This window comes from Nesterenkonia sandarakina, assembly GCF_013410215.1.
Taxonomy (GTDB): domain Bacteria; phylum Actinomycetota; class Actinomycetes; order Actinomycetales; family Micrococcaceae; genus Nesterenkonia; species Nesterenkonia sandarakina.
This window is the reverse complement of sequence record NZ_JACCFQ010000001.1, coordinates 14,485-31,791: the sequence shown is the minus strand read 5'-3', so window position 1 is coordinate 31,791 and position 17,307 is coordinate 14,485. Positions and strand designations below refer to the sequence as shown.

The following is a 17,307-nucleotide window of genomic DNA, read 5'->3' as shown; positions in this document are numbered from 1 at the left end:
TGATCTTCATGCACAGGGGGAGCGAATGAACAAGCTGACCGAACTCACGCTGGAAGACCTTGCAGAGTCTCTGCGCGCCCAAGCATTTTCCGAAACCGGGGCTGATAGCACGGCCTGGGAGGCGCTGACTCAGATGGCTGACGAGTTAAACAGCGGCGACAGAATCGACTTGCTGACCAAGAATCGGAAGTGGCTGCTCCGAAGAGTTTCGGTCACCGGATTCCGAGGGGCAAAACACGAGGTCAATCTCACGATCGACAATCTACAAGGCGTTACGGTTCTCTTTGGGGAAAATGGATCAGGCAAATCCAGTCTTGCCGAGGCAGTCCGGGTAGCTCTTGAAGGACGAACCGGAGCCACTCATCTTGGCACCAACGGAACCGTCCACGAACTCTGGGGTGCGAACGATCAACGGAGCCAAGGCGTCGAGAACGCGACAGTAAGGGTTGTACTCGTTGACGAGGCAACGACCGACACTCTCAAAATACTGGCGACGATCACAGAGAGTGGTGTGAAACGGACTGGACTTCTCGAAAGTAGCAATGAACGACTCGAGCTAGACAGTGGATCACCAGCATGGAACGTCTGGGCCGATGCCATCCGAGCCTCGCCCCCGGTGCTGGCCTACGCCGAACTAGCGGATGAACTGCAGAAAAAGAAGGATCTGCAAATTTGGCTCACTTCGTGCCTAGCGATGGACAACGCCAGCCGCGTATTCGACTCCCGTGTAAAAGCAGAGGTTGACGCCTCTGTACATGCGGAAAAGACCATCAATTCTGCGAAGCAAATAAGTGTCGCTGCGGTTGCCGAGGCGGACGAAGAAGCACGGCGACAGGGTGTACGGGATATCAAACCGCTCGAGTGGGTAGAGCATAAGTCGCAAGAGGAACTGACATGTTGGTTGCAAGCCAACGATCTTACGGAAAGGAAGAAGCGCGAGAGTTTCTTAGATGCAGACTTTATGGATTCGCTCCCTAAGTACAGTGCAGCCTTCACGAGCGCATGGGAAGAATGGTCGAATGCCGCGACCAAGGCACTTCTAACGGCCCAGGTCACGGACTCCCTTGTCGATATGCACGCTCGTGTCGTTAGTTCACAGCAGGGCGACAATGACGGGGTCTGCCCCACGTGTGGCACCCCGCATACGGATTGGCGCAGACATCTACGAGAGGAAGCCAACAGGCTCACAGAAGCCCGAGAGGCGGCCTCCGAACTCAAGAGACTTGTCCGACGAAGTCGGAATGACATGGTCGAGCCGCTTAGGGCGTGTCTACTCGTCCTGCCTTCCGACTTTGACCGGACAGAAACCGTAGGTCTCGAGGATCTGCTTAAAGAGGTAGACGAGGCATCGCACAGCACTGATGATTTGAACGTAAGTCTCTTGACGGCCATCCGCAGTTTAGCCAAGTGGAGCGACCGGCCCGAAGCTCGCTCACTAAAGAGAGCCGCTTTGGCGGCCTCTGGCCTCGAGCACCAATGGCGTTGCAACCGTTGGGATGCAGTCACATCCTACGCTTCAGCCTTCGACGAGAATATTCATCTCGCCAGCAAAACAGCGACGTTGAAGAAGGCACGAGGAAAATGGAACGGCCACCTTGCTCGGATTCGCCGTGAACGAAGCTCAAGTCTGCACGCCCTCGTAGGACCTGCGGTCGAAAGTCTTCTCGGGGATGTCGGAATCTCAGTGTCCGCAATTGACATCACTAAATCCGAGAGCAGACTGGATCTCCAAAACGACAAGGGAGAGAGCGTAGAGCTGGCGCATCTCAGTGCTGGTCAACGAAATGCACTGATCCTCGGGCCAGTAATTGCGACAGCAGAGTCCGGAATATTTGCGTTTTCAATTTTGGACGATCCTGTGCACGCTTTCGATGACTTCCGGGTCGATAAGCTGTCTTCGACATTGGCTGAAATTGGGAAGAACCAATCGCTCGTGCTCACAACGCACGATGCCAGGTTCGTCGAGTATCTGCGTGTCCACGCCACGCTGGCCTTCGTAGTCCTCGCCACAGCACGGGACAGCAGCGGACAAATGACACTGACGCCCACGCTGGATCCTCCAGCAGAACTAATCAAGTTCGGACGTGAACTTGCCACCGACCTCACAAAGGCTGAGGCGCCAGAAGGTCGAGCTGAGGTCACGGCGCTGCTGCGCATGGCGTTAGACGAGGCCTTTGAGCACGTCGCTCTGCGCCATTTTGCGAGACTCAGCGTCACCGAGGCCGAGGAGGCACGTAGAACCTTCGACCAAGCGATGCTTACGGAACACCGAAAGAAGGCGCTGAGGCAGTTTCTTGCAGATAGCCCGGTGCAACTGGGCCTACTGACACAAGCGTGGCAGTTAGTTGCGTCGTCGGTGAAACGATGGTCTAAGGCCGTGCATGATCCATCCGCCGTCCCTGACGCCGCTCAGTTGGATACAGACTTTGACACCGCAGAGAAGACAATCGATGTGCTTCGCGGGATCCGTTGGTGACCATGCTTCCTTACAACATCAAACGGGAAGCCCTTCGCGTGAGACGGGCAATCGAATCAGTTTCGGTAGAGATTTGGGTGACTGCTTCCGGTCTGCCTCGGAGCCAAGTATCTGCAAGGCATGTCGAACGTCGACTTCTCTTGCTCGCCACCATGACGAACGATGGGGTTCGACTGGAAGCCTTTAGGGCAGCTAGGCAAGCTGCTCATGTCTACCGCGAAACGTCAGACGTTCTTCACGGGCGGACAAGAGCCTCCAGGTTCCGGGGCATTCACATTGAAGAGTGGAGAAACGACTTGTCGCGTCTCCAAGCACTCTGGGAGGCCAGCGATGCGTTGCTTCCTCGCGTACCAAGGTAAGTAGATCGCAGAGCCCGTTACGGTGAGATAGCGGCTCTCCCGGGCGTTTCTGTTTCGTGAAACTTTGGCCTACGTGGCCCGAGGTGCGTAGGCCAAAGTTCTACAAGTTCGACCTGACTATGGCTTGGGTGAAACGCGGTCGTATCCGATCTCCAGTGCAAGCGCGATCCAAGTGGTGCAGATAGGGCACCTTCATCGTGCATTTAATCGGGCGGGGTATACGGGCACTGTCACGCCAGTGTTCGTATGGAGTGGTTCTGGGGTGGGGGAGTGCCCGGTGAGCGACCGGCTTACGGGCACTCTCATGCCAGAAGATCTCAGGAGTGGGGGCGGCGGATTCTGCCAATAGTTAGTGTCCTTAGCCATAGGTGTCTTCTGTGCACCCCCTGGACGGCACGTATGGGTTTCCCCCGAATCCGTCCCTCAGCCGGAGAATCGCTGGTAAGAGGAGGGCTGACCTGGAAATATCAAGCACGAACCCGTGTAGTCCTTGTATGACGGTGCGGTTCAATCCCCGGCAGAAGCTTGAGTACTGCCGAAAGTTCTCCCGTTGCACCAAGACAGTGGGCCTATGACCTCACCTGTGGGCTCCCCTGAAGGCAGTCAAGGTGAGGGCAACCGAAGGTGCGAAGCGTTCTCTACCGGGAAGAAGAAGCGATGGCGACCAGGGTCGAGGGAACGATTGTTGTGCAGGCGCCGATCAGCGCCGTTTACACCCGATGGACACAGTTTGAGGAGTTCCCGCAGTTCATGGGTGGGGTGATCAGTGTGCGGTTCCTGACAGATAACCGGTTGGAGTGGGTCGCTGAACCAGAGGGTGTCCGGCAGCAGTGGGAAGCGGAGGTCCTCGAGTTGGTGCCTGATCAGAAGGTGTCCTGGGCTGGTGTCGATGGTGCGGTGAATTCTGGGACTGCGACCTTCACTGAGACTGACGAGGCAGAGACTGAGATTCATTTGGTCTGTGAGTATCAACTCCCAGACCAAGAGGAGGCGCCTGGGGGCAGCAGCAGTGTTGAGGTGGTGCGGAACTCGGCCCAGAAGGATCTGCAGAAATTTAAGGAACTCGTCGAAGACAGTGGAGGCGAGGCTGAGGTGCCATCCGAGGGCGGCGAAGAAGAACTCAGTGAGCCCAGTGAGCCCACCGGCTGAAGCGGCAGGGAATCCGCACGCTCAGGGGTGGCACCGCCTATAATTTCGAGTCTTAACGTGACGGTTCCTTGGGATCGTTCTACCGGCATAGAGGAGTCTCAGCGTGAACCACAACGACGATCCAGCACACCCCCCGAGCGGCTCATTCCAGAGCTACGGGACAGCCGAACCGTGGGTGATCGAGGGTCACGAACAGCTCAGCGGGTCGTTTTCTGGGGCGGTCCATGTCCCTCAAGGTGCTTCGTTTACGATCGCGCAGCACGGACAGCACTACGGGCCCTTGACCTTCTACCCCGGGAGCACCGGGCACCTGGTGGGGGAGCATCTGGGTCCCTTGCACGTGGCAGAAGGAGCACGCCTGGATGTCGAGGGTCTCCAGAATGGTCCCACCGAGGTCGCTGCCGGTGCGGTGGTAAAGGTCGCCGCCCTGGGCCGGCTCGCGGGGTCCTCCCGGGTCGCGGGGGTCGTGGAGAACCGTGGGGTTCGTGCGGGCAACACGGTGCTTGCCGGGGGCGAGGTCCAAGATATCGAAGGCGGTGGGATCGAGGCGCCGGTGATCAGCCGCTCCGCATCCCCACGAGAGTCGTGACGTCCGAACAGCTGTTTGTGCTTGGTTAGGATTCGAAGTTTGTTGATGCTGGTCCGTGCCCGACCTGGGAGATGATCTGCTCGGCAAGTGTGCGCAGTTTGATGTTGCGGTGATTCGACGCGCTCTTGAGGATGGTCATCGCTTCGTCCTGGCTGCACCGGTTCTGCCCCATGATGATCCCTGCGGCGAGGTCGATCGTGGTGCGCGATTCCATAGCCAGCCTGCGGTCCTCAGCGGTTTCAGCGTGGGTGGCGATGCGCAGCGCGATCCCGACTACCGCTGAGGCGACATCGGCGTAGCGCCGGGCTGACTCGCCGTCCTCATCACGGAAGGCACCGGGTTCCACAGCGTAAAAGTTCATCGCCGCACTGGCCCTCTCGTTGAGACCCAACGGTACGGCCAGGACGCTGCGCAGCCCGTGGTCACGGACTTCGTTCATGTAGTTGGGCCACCGGTTCTCATACCGGACGTCGGGGACGCGGATCAGCGTGTTGGAGCGTTGGGCCTCTAAGCATGGTCCTTCGTTGAAGCCGGCTTGGACTTCGTCCATCTGCTGGGCCTCGTCGGAGCTGGAGGCGACCACGATGTTCTTGCGGTCGCGGGTCAGCACGATCCCGCAGAGCACGCGACGGTTGACGGAGAGATGCTCGACGGCGAGCTGGGTGATCGAGCCCAATACCCGGGAGATGTTCTCATCGTCGAGGAGGACCTGGTGGAGTTCAGCGGAGAAATCGCGGGCAATATCGGCGGTAGCCATGGCAGGCTCCGTCCTGTTGGGGTGGGGCCTGCCTCCAAACCGGGGACAGCTTGTACTCGAGACTACGCCTGTCACCCCGGCCCCGGCCATTCGTCGTCACCCGCTCGTTGTCCAGGTCTTTACAACCCGGGAGCCACCCGCTACCTCGAGAATTGCTGAGGCCACGGGCATTTGAATTTCTTCTCAAGGGCTAGCTGTACTGACCTGACAGGTTAGTCAATCTGGTGATGGGTGGCTTGTTCCCGCAGGCGGTGTGGGGTCAGTGATGACTCTATTCGTGGAACCATTCCGCCGGAGTGTCACGGCGCTGCTTCTCGCTGGTATACCAGCGCGCATAGCCCCACCCGTCAGCCAAGGTGCGGCAGTTCCTAGTTTCTATCCGCGCTGTGGCTATATAGAGACTCATCGCAATACAGAAGACCGCTACCGCCGTGTCTACTTCAGTAAGCAGATCAGAGGGTAGCGTCAACGAGGTGCCCGCCAGCCCGTCGCTCAGCCGAGACCTTTGTATGGATCCCACGGTCTTCTTCTAAGGGTCTGTGTCGCGGCCTGATCGCCTAGGAGACTCCCGCACGTTGGGGCGCACCACTTCAAGGTCCAAGAGGTTCAGCGGTGACCACGATGTTCTCTGAGTATCGCCCGCTTTGTTCGTCGAAAACGCCACCGCAGGTGATCAGAACAAGCTTGTGCGGACCATCGGTGGCGAACAGGGAAGGATCGAGTTCATCTTTCGGAGTGTTGCTGCGCGTATCAATGCGGTACTGGTGGGTCGTGCCACCACGGTCTTCGATCTCGACGGTCTCTCCCTCGCTCACGCTGAGCAGAGTGCTCATCGCGCTGTCCTGCGACCACCCGGCCATGTGTCCAACCAGCACCAGGGTCCCTGCTGAATCGCCTGGCAGGGCTCCACCGCTCCACCAACCCACCCGCTGAGGGTCATCCGGAACCTGCAGTGCACCAGAAGGCAGCACTCCCACTGGGGTGACCTCAGGGGCAACATCAGTGTCCACGAATAACAGCTGGCCCGGGGGCAATAGGGGAGTTGTCCTTGACACGCGTTGGTCTTTGTCTGCGCGCGGGGACGGGGGCGGTTGTTCCGCCCACGCGGGATCCTGCGGTGTCGGGCGCTCCGGTGTCGGGCGCTCCGGTGTGGGGTCCCGAGGTGTGGGGTCCCTGGGTGTGGGGTCGTTCAGGGAGGACTGCGCCGGGTCGGCCGGATGGCCCGGTGCAGCCGAGACGTCCTGAAAAGACTCCGCGACGACAACGGGCTGCTGGCCCAGCACGTGCACTCCGCCGGTGACGAGGCAGATCCCCACCCCCGCCGCCAGAGCGACGCTCCATTTAGAGGCCGACCGGGGTGGGGGTGGGGATACGCCGTGTAGGTTCTCAGGCCTCATGTCGCCTGCGGCGGATAAAGAACATCAGTGAACCGGCCCCAGCGAACAGACCCAGAGTGATCATCGAGACTCCGAGCAGCATCGGTGGCCCCGCAGCTGCCAGACCGCTGGGCACCTGATCGGGCGTACCGCTGGAGAGTTCCATCAGGTGATCCAGGTGCCCCTGGATGACCGGAGCCGCGGCCTCTGCCAACTCGATCGCCGCGGGTTCGGAACCCGACGCGATCTGGGTTTCGGTTGCTGCCAGTGACATCTGATGGGCTTCAATCTGGGAGGCGATCCAAGCGGTGTCGAATGACTCACCCTGATGGCTCAACACGTCCTCCAACGTGGCTTGTTGCTCCGCGGTCGGTTCTCCTGGAAGCTCCACCCCGAAGTCTGCGGCTGCCGCCGTGAGGTCCTCATCCAGGGCCTGATGGTCTTCGATGAGGGTTGCCCCCATGTCTCGTACCGTGTCGCTGGTTCCGTACTCCAGAGCAGCCTCGCCAGCTGCGATCTCAGCGAGGTTTCCCTGGTGGGAGCTCACCATCCATCCAGCATCTTGCTCAGAAGGCTGCGCCGCAGCCGGAGAAACAGCCAAGGACATCGCTGCCAGCGCCGTCACAGCGCCAAGGCTTACTCGCCGAAAAATAGACATTTTTAGATTCCTAACTTGTTATTTTGTTTTGGCATGAATGTAATATCCGCCACAGGAGGGTAGTTTTGCGGCCGAGTTGCTTTGGCGTCCTGAGGAGCGAATTGCCTGTGTGTTGATTTGAGCCCAGCCGTACCACCTCGGGGGGCTTATTCTTTCTTGAGTTTGTCCTGCACCGCTCCCGCGGTCTTCTCCACCGCATTGGGCAGCTCAGTGGTTCCGTAGAACCGGGAGTCGGGATGGGTCGGGGGCGGCATGGGAACGCCTTCCATCGGGGTGTCCACGTAGCTGAACTCACCGAGACCGTCGGGGCTGGGCCCCGACGCCCAGGGGCCGTCAGCCATCGAGGCGCCGTCGGAGAAGTTGATCGCCTGGTAGGAGAACTCCCGATGCTCCTTCTTGATCGGGAAGTTGCTCGGAACCGGCAGCTCCTCGATCCTCTGCTCCTGAAGCTCCCTCGCCGCGGCGAGCCACTGATTCTGATGATGCGTATCCCTGGCCAGCAGGAACGACAGCAGATCCCGGACCCCCGGGTCATCAGTCTGGTGATAGAGCCTGGCCACCGCGATCCGGCCCTGCATCTCAGCGTTGATGTTCGAAGTGAAGTCGGCCAGCAGGTTCCCGCTGGCGGTGACGTAGCCGGCGTTCCACGGGTTGCCGTTGCTGTCCACCGGACGCGCCCCGGCACCGGCGAGGATCGCGTCCTGAACGTCCATGCCCCCGACCACCGCTGCCACGGTGGGATCGTTCTGCACCGCGTCCTCGGCGATCCCATGGGGCGCCTTCTCCAGCAGCTGCGCCACCATGGTGGCGAGCATCTCCACGTGACCGAACTCCTCGGCCGCGGTGGAGAACAGCAGATCCCGGTACTTTCCAGGGATATGCGCGTTCCAGGCCTGAAAGCTGTACTGCATGGCGACCGTGATCTCACCGTACTGACCACCGATCACCTCTTGAAGCTTGCGGGCGTAGACGGCGTCGGGCTTCTCGGGTGTAGCTCGATACTGCAGGGCCTGTCTGTGATAAAACATGGTGCCTCCTGGGAGATGGAACAACGGATGCAATCACTGGGTGCGGGTGCGAAACCGAGAATTGGGCTTCGCGGTGTCAAGGCGGTGAGGGGGAGACCGCCCCCTCCGCCACACCGATGGGCACAGCGCTCGACACTGGCGGAGGAACCTTGGAGGTGAGGGGATGATCCCTGATAATCCAACCTCGGCGCAGCGCTTGGCGATGTATAACTCTGAAGCCCTCAGCCCGTTCGGGTAAGTGGGCTCGGCGCCCTTCAGGTCCGCAGCAACATCTGGTCCGAGGATGAACCTGGCCCCGGGGTCCAAGGTCGCGGTGATCGCAGGAAGCTCTTCCCTGGTTCGACGGCCCGGTGCCTTCAGCTGGGTTCGCACAGCGAGGTCTGTGGTGCCGATGCCAACACGGGGAGAATGCTCCACGGGGATAGTCCTTGACTAAAGGATCAGGTGCCCGTGGCTTGAGCAACTCCTAAGCTAGCGCTGCTTCTACGGGGTTGTAAAGGGTGGTGGGATCTCGTCGTGCAGGGCTCGGTCCTGCACGAATTGCCGCAGTTCAGGTTAACTCTGCAGCGCTAGGTCTCGCCGATAGGCCTTCCCGTCGATCCGGTTATCTGACCGATTTCGACGGCGCTTTTTGCGACCGACGATCTGGAGGTGAGCCAGTTGCCCACTGCGGCACCGACGAGGGTGCCGGTGATAGACATCAGGCGAGCATGGAAGACAGAGAGCACGGGGGGTACGACGCCGGTAAGGAAGTTCGGGCCACAAAGGACCGTCCTCGGTCGTGAGAGACAGAGCTAGATGACCTGGATGCTAGCGGTCGTTATGAGACAGACGGCTGCCCAGGAAATGCATTTCTTCGTTGTCATATCGAGAAGGACCTGGTGGAGTTCAGAAAGATCGCGCGGGGAATCGGCGGTATCCATGGCAGGCTCCGTTCCTAATTGGGGGCTGCCTCCGAATTGGGTCAGCTTGTGCGCAATCCCGCGGCACGCCGTCGCGGATCGCCCACACAGGGGATCCAAGGAGATCGGTTCCTGGGCCTTTACAGTCCCACGGTGTTTCGACTAACTTTGGAATTGCTCAGGCCACGGGCACTTGAATCTCTTCTCAAGGACTACCCCCGTGGAGCATTCCTCTCGCGTTACCATCGACGCTGCTGGCCTCGCTGGCCCCATACGCCTCCAGGTACTGGGATGCCTGACCCTGGACACCGTCCAGACGGTCACCGAAATCTTAGACCGCGGCGCCGGGTTCATCTCGTGTCCTGACCTGGTGGTCGATCTCCAAGCCCTGGACCATCTCGATCCGGCCGGGTTTGCCGCCTTGGAGCTCTACATCGACCAGCTCCGCACCAAAGATGGCCTCCCAAGGATCACCACCGCCCTGCCGGCGCTGCCCTGTGACTGCCAGGCGGTGGCCCCATGACCTGTGTAGCGGATCTGATGTCCCCGGTGCAGCACACCCTGAGCTCACACCAACCTCTCGATGACGCCGCAAAACTGCTGCGCGGCTCGGATACTGCCGTGCTGGTGGTTGACCCGGGTGGTCGTACCCTCGGAGTGCTCACTGATGAGGACCTGGCTACCAGAGCCGCCGAGCACCCCGAAGGGTGGCGCCAGGGCGTGTGCGCTGATGCGTGTTCTGGTGGGGTCGAGTTCCTCCGGATGGGCCAGCCGGTCGAAGGGGTGCTGTGGCGCTACCGCACCGAAACCGTCCGGCCGTTGGCGGTGCTGAACGGGTGGAAACCGGTGGGGATTCTCTACCCAGAACCAGTATTCCTCTGGTGCCTGGATCAGCCGCACTTAGATTTCACCCGGATCACCGCCACCACTGCTACAGCTCCAGTTAGCGTCCCGACGTTCGTCTCCCCGGACCGGTGCGGCGGTGAGTCACAAGCCTCCGGTGGGGAGTCTGTGTCGGTGCAGCACGCGCGCTCGGAGGTGTCTCTCCTCGGCTCGGCTGAAACCGTGCAGGCCACGACTCCGGTGCGCGCCCTGAGACCGGGGAATGAACCGAGCCGTTTGACCCGTCTTGGATCTTCTTTAGGAGGTAAGGATGTCTACACGAATTGGTGATCTCTTACGCCCGTTGGGATGTTCGGTGTGTGAGACCCAGTCGGTCGAGGCCGCGCACCAGGCTCTGGCCAGAACCCAGAGCGAGATGGTCCTCGTCCGGGATCTCCACGACCGGCCTATCGGTGTGCTCACCCGTGAGGACCTCAAAACCATCAAGGCAACCCACCCCGACGCGTGGGGGCACAAGCGCTGCGCGAGCACGGTGACCCACATGCCGGCCCTACTGGGTCCTGATGATCCGATCCAGGAGTGCGTGACGTACTACCAGGCCCACGGGGTCAGACCTGTGGTGGTCTTCGCCGGTGAAGAACCTGTAGGGGTGCTGCACCCGACTGAGGTCTTCCAATGGTGCGCCCAGCGCGACGGCGCCATGGTCGAAGAACTCGCCGATCGGGCCCGCTCGACCAGCCACCGGCCGCGCCCGTCGGAATCCCACCGGCCGCGGCCCTCAGAATCGGCCCCTGTCGGGAGCCACCGGTAGTGGCGAACGTTTTCTTGAAGCGAGTAACCCACCGATATCAAGGAGTTGAGATGACCACAGCACGCGAGATCATGACCGCCGGTGCCGAGTGCATCGGGGAGAACCAGACCCTTCAAGAGGCTGCCCGGAAGATGAAAGACCTCGGTGTCGGGGCGCTGCCGATCTGTGGGGAGAACGACCGGCTTCACGGGATGCTCACCGACCGCGACATCGTGCGCGAATGCATCGCCGCAGGCACTGACCCCCGTGAGGTCACAGCCGGTGAACTCGGGTCAGGCAAGCCGGTCACGATCGGTGCTGACGACACGATCGAAGAAGCCATCGCCACCATGACCAGCCACCAGGTGCGGCGGCTTCCGGTGATCGATGGCCACGACCTGGTCGGGATGCTCGCTCAGGCCGATATTGCCCGGGCCATGCCGGAGGACCGCGCCGGGGAACTGGTGGAACTCATCTCCTACGAGTAACCACCCACCAACCATCCGCGAACCACCCGGAGGCAGTCACCGCAAGGGGGTTCACACCGGGAGCGAGGGTGGCGAGCTGGCACCGCGACAACGGTGATGACAGATAGGCCAGATAGGCCAGATGGGTCCAGACAAGGATCGAAGAAGGAAAGGGGAGCATGATGACGACGACCCGAGCAGAGAAGAGACAGACCGTGAGGTCCCCGGTGCAATGGGCGGCCCTGGCCTACGGGGCAGTGTTCCTCCTGGTCGGCGCAGCCGGTTTCATCCCCGGTATCACCACCGGATACGACACTATGGCCTTCGCCGGGCATCACTCAGAAGCGATGCTGCTGGGCATCTTCCAAGTCTCGGTGCTGCACAACATCGTGCACCTGCTCTACGGCGTGGTCGGGGTGGCCCTGGCCCGGACCGGGACCGCGGCCCGGCACTTCCTGCTCTGGGGCGGCGTGGTCTACCTCGGGCTCTGGATCTACGGGCTTGTCATCGACAAGAACTCCATGGCCAATTTTGTGCCGCTGAACACCGCTAATGACTGGCTGCACCTGGGACTCGGCGTGACCATGATCGCCCTGTCCTTCCTGCCTCGCCGCACTCACGAGGAACTTCCCCACCGTGGCCACGACCAGCGTGGGCGTCCCTGAACGGGGCACCACCCTAGATCCACGCCCCCGCTACTCGAAGGACCGGGTGCCGGGGCGGGGCGCCAGAGAGCCAGACCCCTAGAACGAGTCTCTCTGGCGCTGAACGGAGAGGCATTGCGCCTCGTGTACAGGTCTCGAATGAGACTGAAACGAATAGGTAAGGAGCATTGTGATGGCTGATCAGAACAACTCAGGACAGTTCGGCAACCGCAACGACACCGAAGACCAGGCCAGCAAGGGTGGCCAGCAGAGCTCGGGCAGCTTCGGTGACTCCAACTCGGCTGACCCGAGCCGGGAAGGTCAGAAGGGTGGCCAGCAGAGCTCCGGCAGCTTCGGAGACTCCAACTCGGCTGACCCGAGCCAGGCTGGTCAGAAGGGTGGCCAGCAGAGCTCCGGCAGCTTCGGAGACTCCAACTCGGCCGATCCCAGCCAGGCCGGCCAGCAGGGAGCTCAGGCCCAGTCCACTGAGGACAAGGCCAAGGGCGGACGCAACAGCTAGACCCGAGCATTCCTGGTGAGTCCACAGGCGACTCAACACGGGCCGGTTCGGCGAGAACACGAGGACAGCGCGTCCTCGTCGCCGGACCGGCCCGTGACAGGCACGGGACATCCAGACACCAGATTCTCTGCGTGAGATGGGTCGTGCTGGGCAGATCGCTCACCTCACGATCCAGAACTATCTCAGGAGGAAGACATGACCGTGTGCGACACGTGCGGAAACGACTACAACAGCGCGATGACCATCACCCAAGACCAAAACACCTACACCTTCGACAGTTTCGAGTGCGCGATCCACAAGATGGCACCGAGCTGCGCTCATTGCGGCAGTCGCGTGATCGGACACGGGGTACGCAAAAACGGGGACGTCTTCTGCTGCGAACACTGCGCCCAATAAGACATCGGCTTTAAGGCTCGCTGCTCGGGGAATCTTTCGCCTCCCGAGACCTGCGATTCGCGTTCACTCCCGGCGCTTCAACTGCGCGCTGACCCGGGCACCACACCCACGTCTCACCTGGTGTGCTGACGGTCTTATCTGTCCCGAATGATCTCAAAGGACTCACCCATGGATATGGCACTTCTTCACACGATCAACGGCTTCGTCCTCGCGGCGCTGATGATCCTGACAGTTCTTCTCAGCGCTCAGGCGTGCACGATGATCTACCGCGCAACCACGCACCGGAAGCCCGAGCACACGGTAGAGCTTCTTCCGGGAACACCAGCGACCTAAAGCCGCGGCCCGGCGGCATGGATGTTTTACCCACCGCTTGCGTGGGTCTTGCTGGTGAGGCCCTGGCCCTTGTTCGGGATCGCGCGCAGAACGTCTAACAGTAGTTGGCATTAACCCAAAAAGAGAAAGCCCTTGATGCACACGATCAAAGATTTGATGGACTCCACGCCGATGTGGCTGCGCATGGACTCCTCACTCACCGAGGCGTCCTGCGGACTGACTCAGGTTGGCACTGACGCGTTGCCACTGTGTGACCCTGATGGGTCCTACCTGGGAATCGTCACCTACGTTGCTCTGGAGCGGGCACTGAGCTCCATGGGAGATCTCGCCTACTCACTCAGGGCCCAGCACCTGATGACCACCACGACACCGTTAGTCTCGATGAGCAGTACGGTCGACGAAGCACTGGCCCTGATGGCGACCCACCAGGTCGAGTACCTGCCAGTAGTGGAAGGCGGTGTACTGCGAGGAGCGCTGACCAGCAGCGCGATCGCCGCAGCAGGTACCCCCACCACAACCGCAGAGCTCCCCGAGGCGAGAACCGAAGCACCTCCCGCTTTGGACCTCTCTGCGGCGCCGGGTCGACCGGGCAGTCGGGCGAATCTCGAGGCAGCATGACCCAGCAGCCGCGCCCGTGTTGAACAGGCATGCCGAGGACGCATCCCCCGGACGCAAGCAGCAGGACCGGGGTCGGACTCGCCGTGGAACCTCCTTTTCTAGCAAGGACTTCTACTCTGTCCACCTCTGATCCCATTCGCTCCAGAGATGTCAGTGACGTCAGGACCATGGTCCCTGTTCATGTGTCTGATGCACAAGGAGCGCGCCTGGATCCGGTACCCCGGATTGGTAGCCAGGAGTGATGCCGAGGGCCCCGTCGCGGTCGCCCGCTCGTTACTGCTGGCGGAGTGCTGGACCGAGTGGGCGGCGGGGCTTCTAGGCTCGTTGTGCTGGTGTGCATAAGGCTTTGTTCTAAGGACAGGCTATAGAGCACTGAGGCCAGGGCTCACCGCCAGTGCCGAGCCCGCCGACGATGCGCTCCGCCAGCAAGTCTGGGCAGGACTTGCAGCAGTGCCGGTCTACGGAACCGGTTGGTGACCACGTCACATTCACCGGGACTTAAACGAGCCGGGAGGGAGCGGGCGTAGGCTCGCCGCACCTCGTCGGTCTAGCAGCGGGCCGGCGGGGCCCTGATGGATTCGATGTCAGGAGCGACTCTCAGGACAGAAGTGTCACGCACCCTTTGAGCGGACTCCCGGAGGGCCACTTATGTGGCCGGGTACTGATCCCGGGCCAACTGGCGGGCAAGGTGGACTGCGTTCGCGGCGGCGGTCTTATTGGTCGCGGCCACCGCAGGAGGCGTCTCGTCGAGGTCTTTGTAGTCCTTCGGGTTCATCGCCTCGTGGTTCCAGTAGGTCCCGCCTTGGGCGGGGATGCTGAACCCTATGTCGTTGAGTCCTTGAAAGGCATCGGCGATGATCTTGTGCGCACCATCCTCGTTGCCCACCACTGCGACCAACGCGACCTTGCCAAACATGACCGGACGCCCCTGGTCATCGGTGGCAGACAACGCTGCATCCAGGCGCTCCAGCACCCGTTGGGCCACGCTGGACATATGACCCACCCAGGTCGGGGTGCCGAAGACCAGGATGTCGGCGGCGTTGATCCGCTCAAGGATCTGCGGCCACTGGTCCCCGGTCCCCATATCCGCTTCGACACCTGGTTTGACGTCGTAGTCGACGATACGGATGGTCTCTGCGGTGACACCGTGGGACGCCAGCTCGGTCAGCAGCTGGTCGGTGATCACGTCGGTGCTGGACTGGTCGGGGGAGGGTTTCAACGTGCAGTTCAGTGCCACTGCGTGCAGCTGTGTATCCATGGCAGCACGCTACGGTCGGGGCACCCAGTGCGCAAGGGTGCAGAGCTTGATCGCACCTGATGAAAAGCACCGGACAGAAGCACCTGCGACGCCAGCAGGCTGAGCAGGCAACCGATACGATGGTGGTAGCTCTAGCCCCGGGCGCTCGACTGACGATGTTCAAGGTCCCGCTATGATGCATCCGCTGCACCTGTGGTGCGATACCACTGCAGGCGTTTCGTCGCGTGACTCGTGTGTTCCTCCACGACCTGTGACCGGGAGACGCCCGGACTCCTCCCGGCACCCGAGGGCCCCCGAGCAAGCCCCCCCCCTCACGCAAAATCGGGCATTCTGCTCCGGCCCACATCCCACGGGAACAGCCCCCACGGGAACAGCCCCCACGGATGGACCTCCCGAACGGCCGCAATACCGTGCCCCGGTGCGTCTTGAACCTCGGTTATCCCCCGAGGAGATCGCCACGTTGCACGCGGGAGAGCGGGCACCGAAGACGCCCCAGAGCGAACAACACGGAAGGAACCACAGATGACGCACACAAGTTCTCTCGAGAAGGACTTCCGCTTCACCAATTGGTCGGGGAGCCTCTCCTTCACCGCCCAACAGCGGGCGTCCCCGCGGACCGAAGAGGAGCTCAGCGGGCTCGTCCGCCAGAGTGCACACAATGGTGAGACTCTGCGGCCTGTCGGGTCCGGGCACTCCTCGACCCCGATCATGCGCACCGAAGACACCCTGGTCTCCCTCGATCAGATGAGCGGGGTGGTAAGCCACGACGCCGACGCAGGAACAGCGACTATCCTTCCGGGCACCGGCCTGGAGGCCCTTGGTGGTGAACTCGCCGAGGTAGGGCTCGCCCTGGAGAACTTCGGGGACGTGAACTATCAGACGATCGCTGGAGCCATCGGGACCGGGACCCACGGCACGGGGGAGACTCTGGGGAATCTCTCCTCCACTCTGGTGGGCGGGCGACTGGTCACCGGCACGGGCGAAGTTCTGCCGTTTGGAGTCGATGCGGGAGAAGCCCCGGACTCTGAACTGACCCGAGCAGTCCAGGTCTCCCTCGGTGCGTTGGGGACGCTGAGTTCGTTAACGTTGCGGGTTCGCCCGGCCTATGAGCTGCACCGGGTCAACATCATGACCCATATCGACTGGGTCCTCGAGCATTTCGATGAATTGGCCGCGACTTATCGCCATGTGGACTTCTACTGGTATCCGCGCAGCGATCACGCCCAGGTGAGAATCCTTGATGAACCCGGTCGGCTCGATGGGCTGCGCCCACCCGGTCGGGTCAAGCGCGAAGAGACCGGATCCTCGTATGAGATCATCCCGAACCACCGGGATCTGCGGTTCGACGAGATGGAGTACATGCTCCCGCGCGCCACCGGGCTGGAGACGTTCCGTGCGGCCCGGGAGAGGATCAAGGAGCGTCACCGGTCCAGCGTCGGGTGGCGGGTCCTGGTCCGGACCATCGCTGCTGACCAGGCGATGCTCTCCAACGCCCGAGAGCGCCCGACCATGACAATCGCGCTGCTGCACAACGCGGAACTCGACTACGAGGAATACTTCAAGGATATGGAGCCGCTGTTCCTGGGCGACGGTGGGCGCCCGCATTGGGGGAAGAAGCACACCTGCACTGCGGAGCAGCTGAGCCAGATGTACTCCCACTGGGACCGGTTCGGTGAGATCCGTCGGCAGCTGGATCCGCAAGGGACTTATCTCAACGACTACCTGCGCCGGATCCTCGGCGCGGAAGGAGAACAGTGATGGGTGAGCAGAAGACCATGGGACGGACTAGCTGGGCCTTCGCTGCTGGGTTCATGCCTGATGGGTCCACCGGGCACGAGCCGGAGTTCACCAGCCGAGACGAGCTGTGCCTGCTCAACACCGGAAGTGAAACAGTCTGCGCCGAGGTCACGGTGTTCCACGTCGAAGATGACCCGGTGGGGCCTTATCTGATCGAGGTGCCCGCGAGTAGGGTCCGCCACGTGCGGATCAACGACCTGATCGACCCCCAGGCGATCCCGCTGGGAGTGGCCTACGGCATCACAGTGGAGTCTGACGCTGCGTTGGTGATTCAGCTGCGTCACGTAGACACTCGGCAGGCTGAACTGGGCGTGGCTATCAGCTCTGGGTTCTCCGGAGAAGGCTGA

General features: G+C 61.5%; 17 protein-coding genes and 1 pseudogene. 12 read left to right on the top strand and 6 right to left on the bottom strand.

Annotated elements, in window-relative coordinates:
- Positions 1-25: 25 nt before the first annotated feature.
- The 3 genes from HNR11_RS00150 (at position 26) to HNR11_RS00140 (ending at position 4,573) form a co-directional block, all read left to right on the top strand.
- Positions 26-2,476, top strand: a complete 2,451-nt coding sequence (locus HNR11_RS00150; protein ID WP_179440587.1) for an AAA family ATPase — start codon at positions 26-28, stop codon at positions 2,474-2,476.
- Positions 2,477-3,492: 1,016 nt separating this feature from the next.
- Positions 3,493-3,984, top strand: a complete 492-nt coding sequence (locus HNR11_RS00145) for an SRPBCC family protein (protein WP_179440586.1) — start codon at positions 3,493-3,495, stop codon at positions 3,982-3,984.
- A gap of 280 nt (positions 3,985-4,264) precedes the next feature.
- On the top strand, positions 4,265-4,573 hold the full coding sequence (locus tag HNR11_RS00140) for a hypothetical protein (protein ID WP_179440585.1): 309 nt from the start codon (positions 4,265-4,267) through the stop codon (positions 4,571-4,573).
- A gap of 25 nt (positions 4,574-4,598) precedes the next feature.
- Here the strand turns inward: HNR11_RS00140 and HNR11_RS00135 are convergent, their stop codons facing one another.
- From HNR11_RS00135 to HNR11_RS00115, 5 genes and pseudogenes are all read right to left on the bottom strand, one after another.
- Positions 4,599-5,330 (bottom strand): GAF and ANTAR domain-containing protein, encoded by a 732-nt coding sequence (locus HNR11_RS00135; RefSeq protein ID WP_179440584.1) that lies wholly within the window; start codon positions 5,328-5,330, stop codon positions 4,599-4,601.
- A 190-nt stretch (positions 5,331-5,520) separates the two neighbouring features.
- Positions 5,521-5,691, bottom strand: a pseudogene (locus HNR11_RS00130) (IS481 family transposase); the annotation flags it as partial.
- A 229-nt stretch (positions 5,692-5,920) separates the two neighbouring features.
- Positions 5,921-6,727, bottom strand: a complete 807-nt coding sequence (locus HNR11_RS13915; RefSeq protein ID WP_246310275.1) for a class F sortase — start codon at positions 6,725-6,727, stop codon at positions 5,921-5,923.
- Positions 6,717-7,313: a DUF4142 domain-containing protein gene (locus HNR11_RS00120; RefSeq protein ID WP_281366248.1), complete on the bottom strand. Its 597-nt coding sequence runs from the start codon at positions 7,311-7,313 to the stop codon at positions 6,717-6,719. Before HNR11_RS00120 ends, HNR11_RS13915 begins: the two co-directional genes overlap by 11 nt.
- Before the next feature lie 197 nt (positions 7,314-7,510).
- Positions 7,511-8,392: a manganese catalase gene (locus tag HNR11_RS00115; RefSeq protein ID WP_179440581.1), complete on the bottom strand. Its 882-nt coding sequence runs from the start codon at positions 8,390-8,392 to the stop codon at positions 7,511-7,513.
- 1,122 nt (positions 8,393-9,514) lie between these two features.
- Between HNR11_RS00115 and HNR11_RS00110 the strand changes: the two genes are divergently transcribed.
- From HNR11_RS00110 to HNR11_RS00080, 7 genes are all read left to right on the top strand, one after another.
- Positions 9,515-9,817, top strand: a complete 303-nt coding sequence (locus tag HNR11_RS00110; RefSeq protein WP_179440580.1) for a hypothetical protein — start codon at positions 9,515-9,517, stop codon at positions 9,815-9,817.
- Positions 9,814-10,467 carry a CBS domain-containing protein gene (locus tag HNR11_RS00105; protein WP_179440579.1) on the top strand — a complete coding sequence of 218 codons (654 nt, stop codon included), beginning with the start codon at positions 9,814-9,816 and terminating at the stop codon, positions 10,465-10,467. The genes HNR11_RS00110 and HNR11_RS00105 overlap by 4 nt, the downstream gene beginning before the upstream one ends.
- Positions 10,468-10,492: 25 nt before the next feature.
- Positions 10,493-10,948 carry a CBS domain-containing protein gene (locus HNR11_RS00100; RefSeq protein WP_179440578.1) on the top strand — a complete coding sequence of 152 codons (456 nt, stop codon included), beginning with the start codon at positions 10,493-10,495 and terminating at the stop codon, positions 10,946-10,948.
- A 50-nt stretch (positions 10,949-10,998) separates the two neighbouring features.
- Positions 10,999-11,415, top strand: coding sequence for a CBS domain-containing protein (locus HNR11_RS00095; RefSeq protein ID WP_179440577.1), 417 nt, complete (start codon positions 10,999-11,001; stop codon positions 11,413-11,415).
- Between the two features lie 161 nt (positions 11,416-11,576).
- Positions 11,577-12,059 (top strand): DUF4383 domain-containing protein, encoded by a 483-nt coding sequence (locus HNR11_RS00090; protein WP_425488267.1) that lies wholly within the window; start codon positions 11,577-11,579, stop codon positions 12,057-12,059.
- Positions 12,060-12,231: 172 nt separating this feature from the next.
- Positions 12,232-12,558 carry a stress protein gene (locus HNR11_RS00085; RefSeq protein WP_179440575.1) on the top strand — a complete coding sequence of 109 codons (327 nt, stop codon included), beginning with the start codon at positions 12,232-12,234 and terminating at the stop codon, positions 12,556-12,558.
- An 864-nt stretch (positions 12,559-13,422) separates the two neighbouring features.
- Positions 13,423-13,905, top strand: a complete 483-nt coding sequence (locus HNR11_RS00080) for a CBS domain-containing protein (RefSeq protein WP_179440574.1) — start codon at positions 13,423-13,425, stop codon at positions 13,903-13,905.
- Positions 13,906-14,551: 646 nt separating this feature from the next.
- Here the strand turns inward: HNR11_RS00080 and HNR11_RS00075 are convergent.
- Complete coding sequence (locus HNR11_RS00075; protein WP_179440573.1) at positions 14,552-15,163, bottom strand: flavodoxin family protein; 612 nt, start codon at positions 15,161-15,163, stop codon at positions 14,552-14,554.
- Positions 15,164-15,685: 522 nt separating this feature from the next.
- Between HNR11_RS00075 and HNR11_RS00070 the strand changes: the two genes are divergently transcribed.
- The gene (locus HNR11_RS00070; RefSeq protein ID WP_179440572.1) at positions 15,686-16,921 is read left to right on the top strand and encodes a D-arabinono-1,4-lactone oxidase; all 1,236 of its coding nucleotides are present in this window, start codon (positions 15,686-15,688) and stop codon (positions 16,919-16,921) included.
- A complete protein-coding gene (locus tag HNR11_RS00065; protein WP_179440571.1) occupies positions 16,921-17,307 on the top strand; it encodes a sensory rhodopsin transducer in 387 nt (128 codons plus the stop codon). Before HNR11_RS00070 ends, HNR11_RS00065 begins: the two co-directional genes overlap by 1 nt.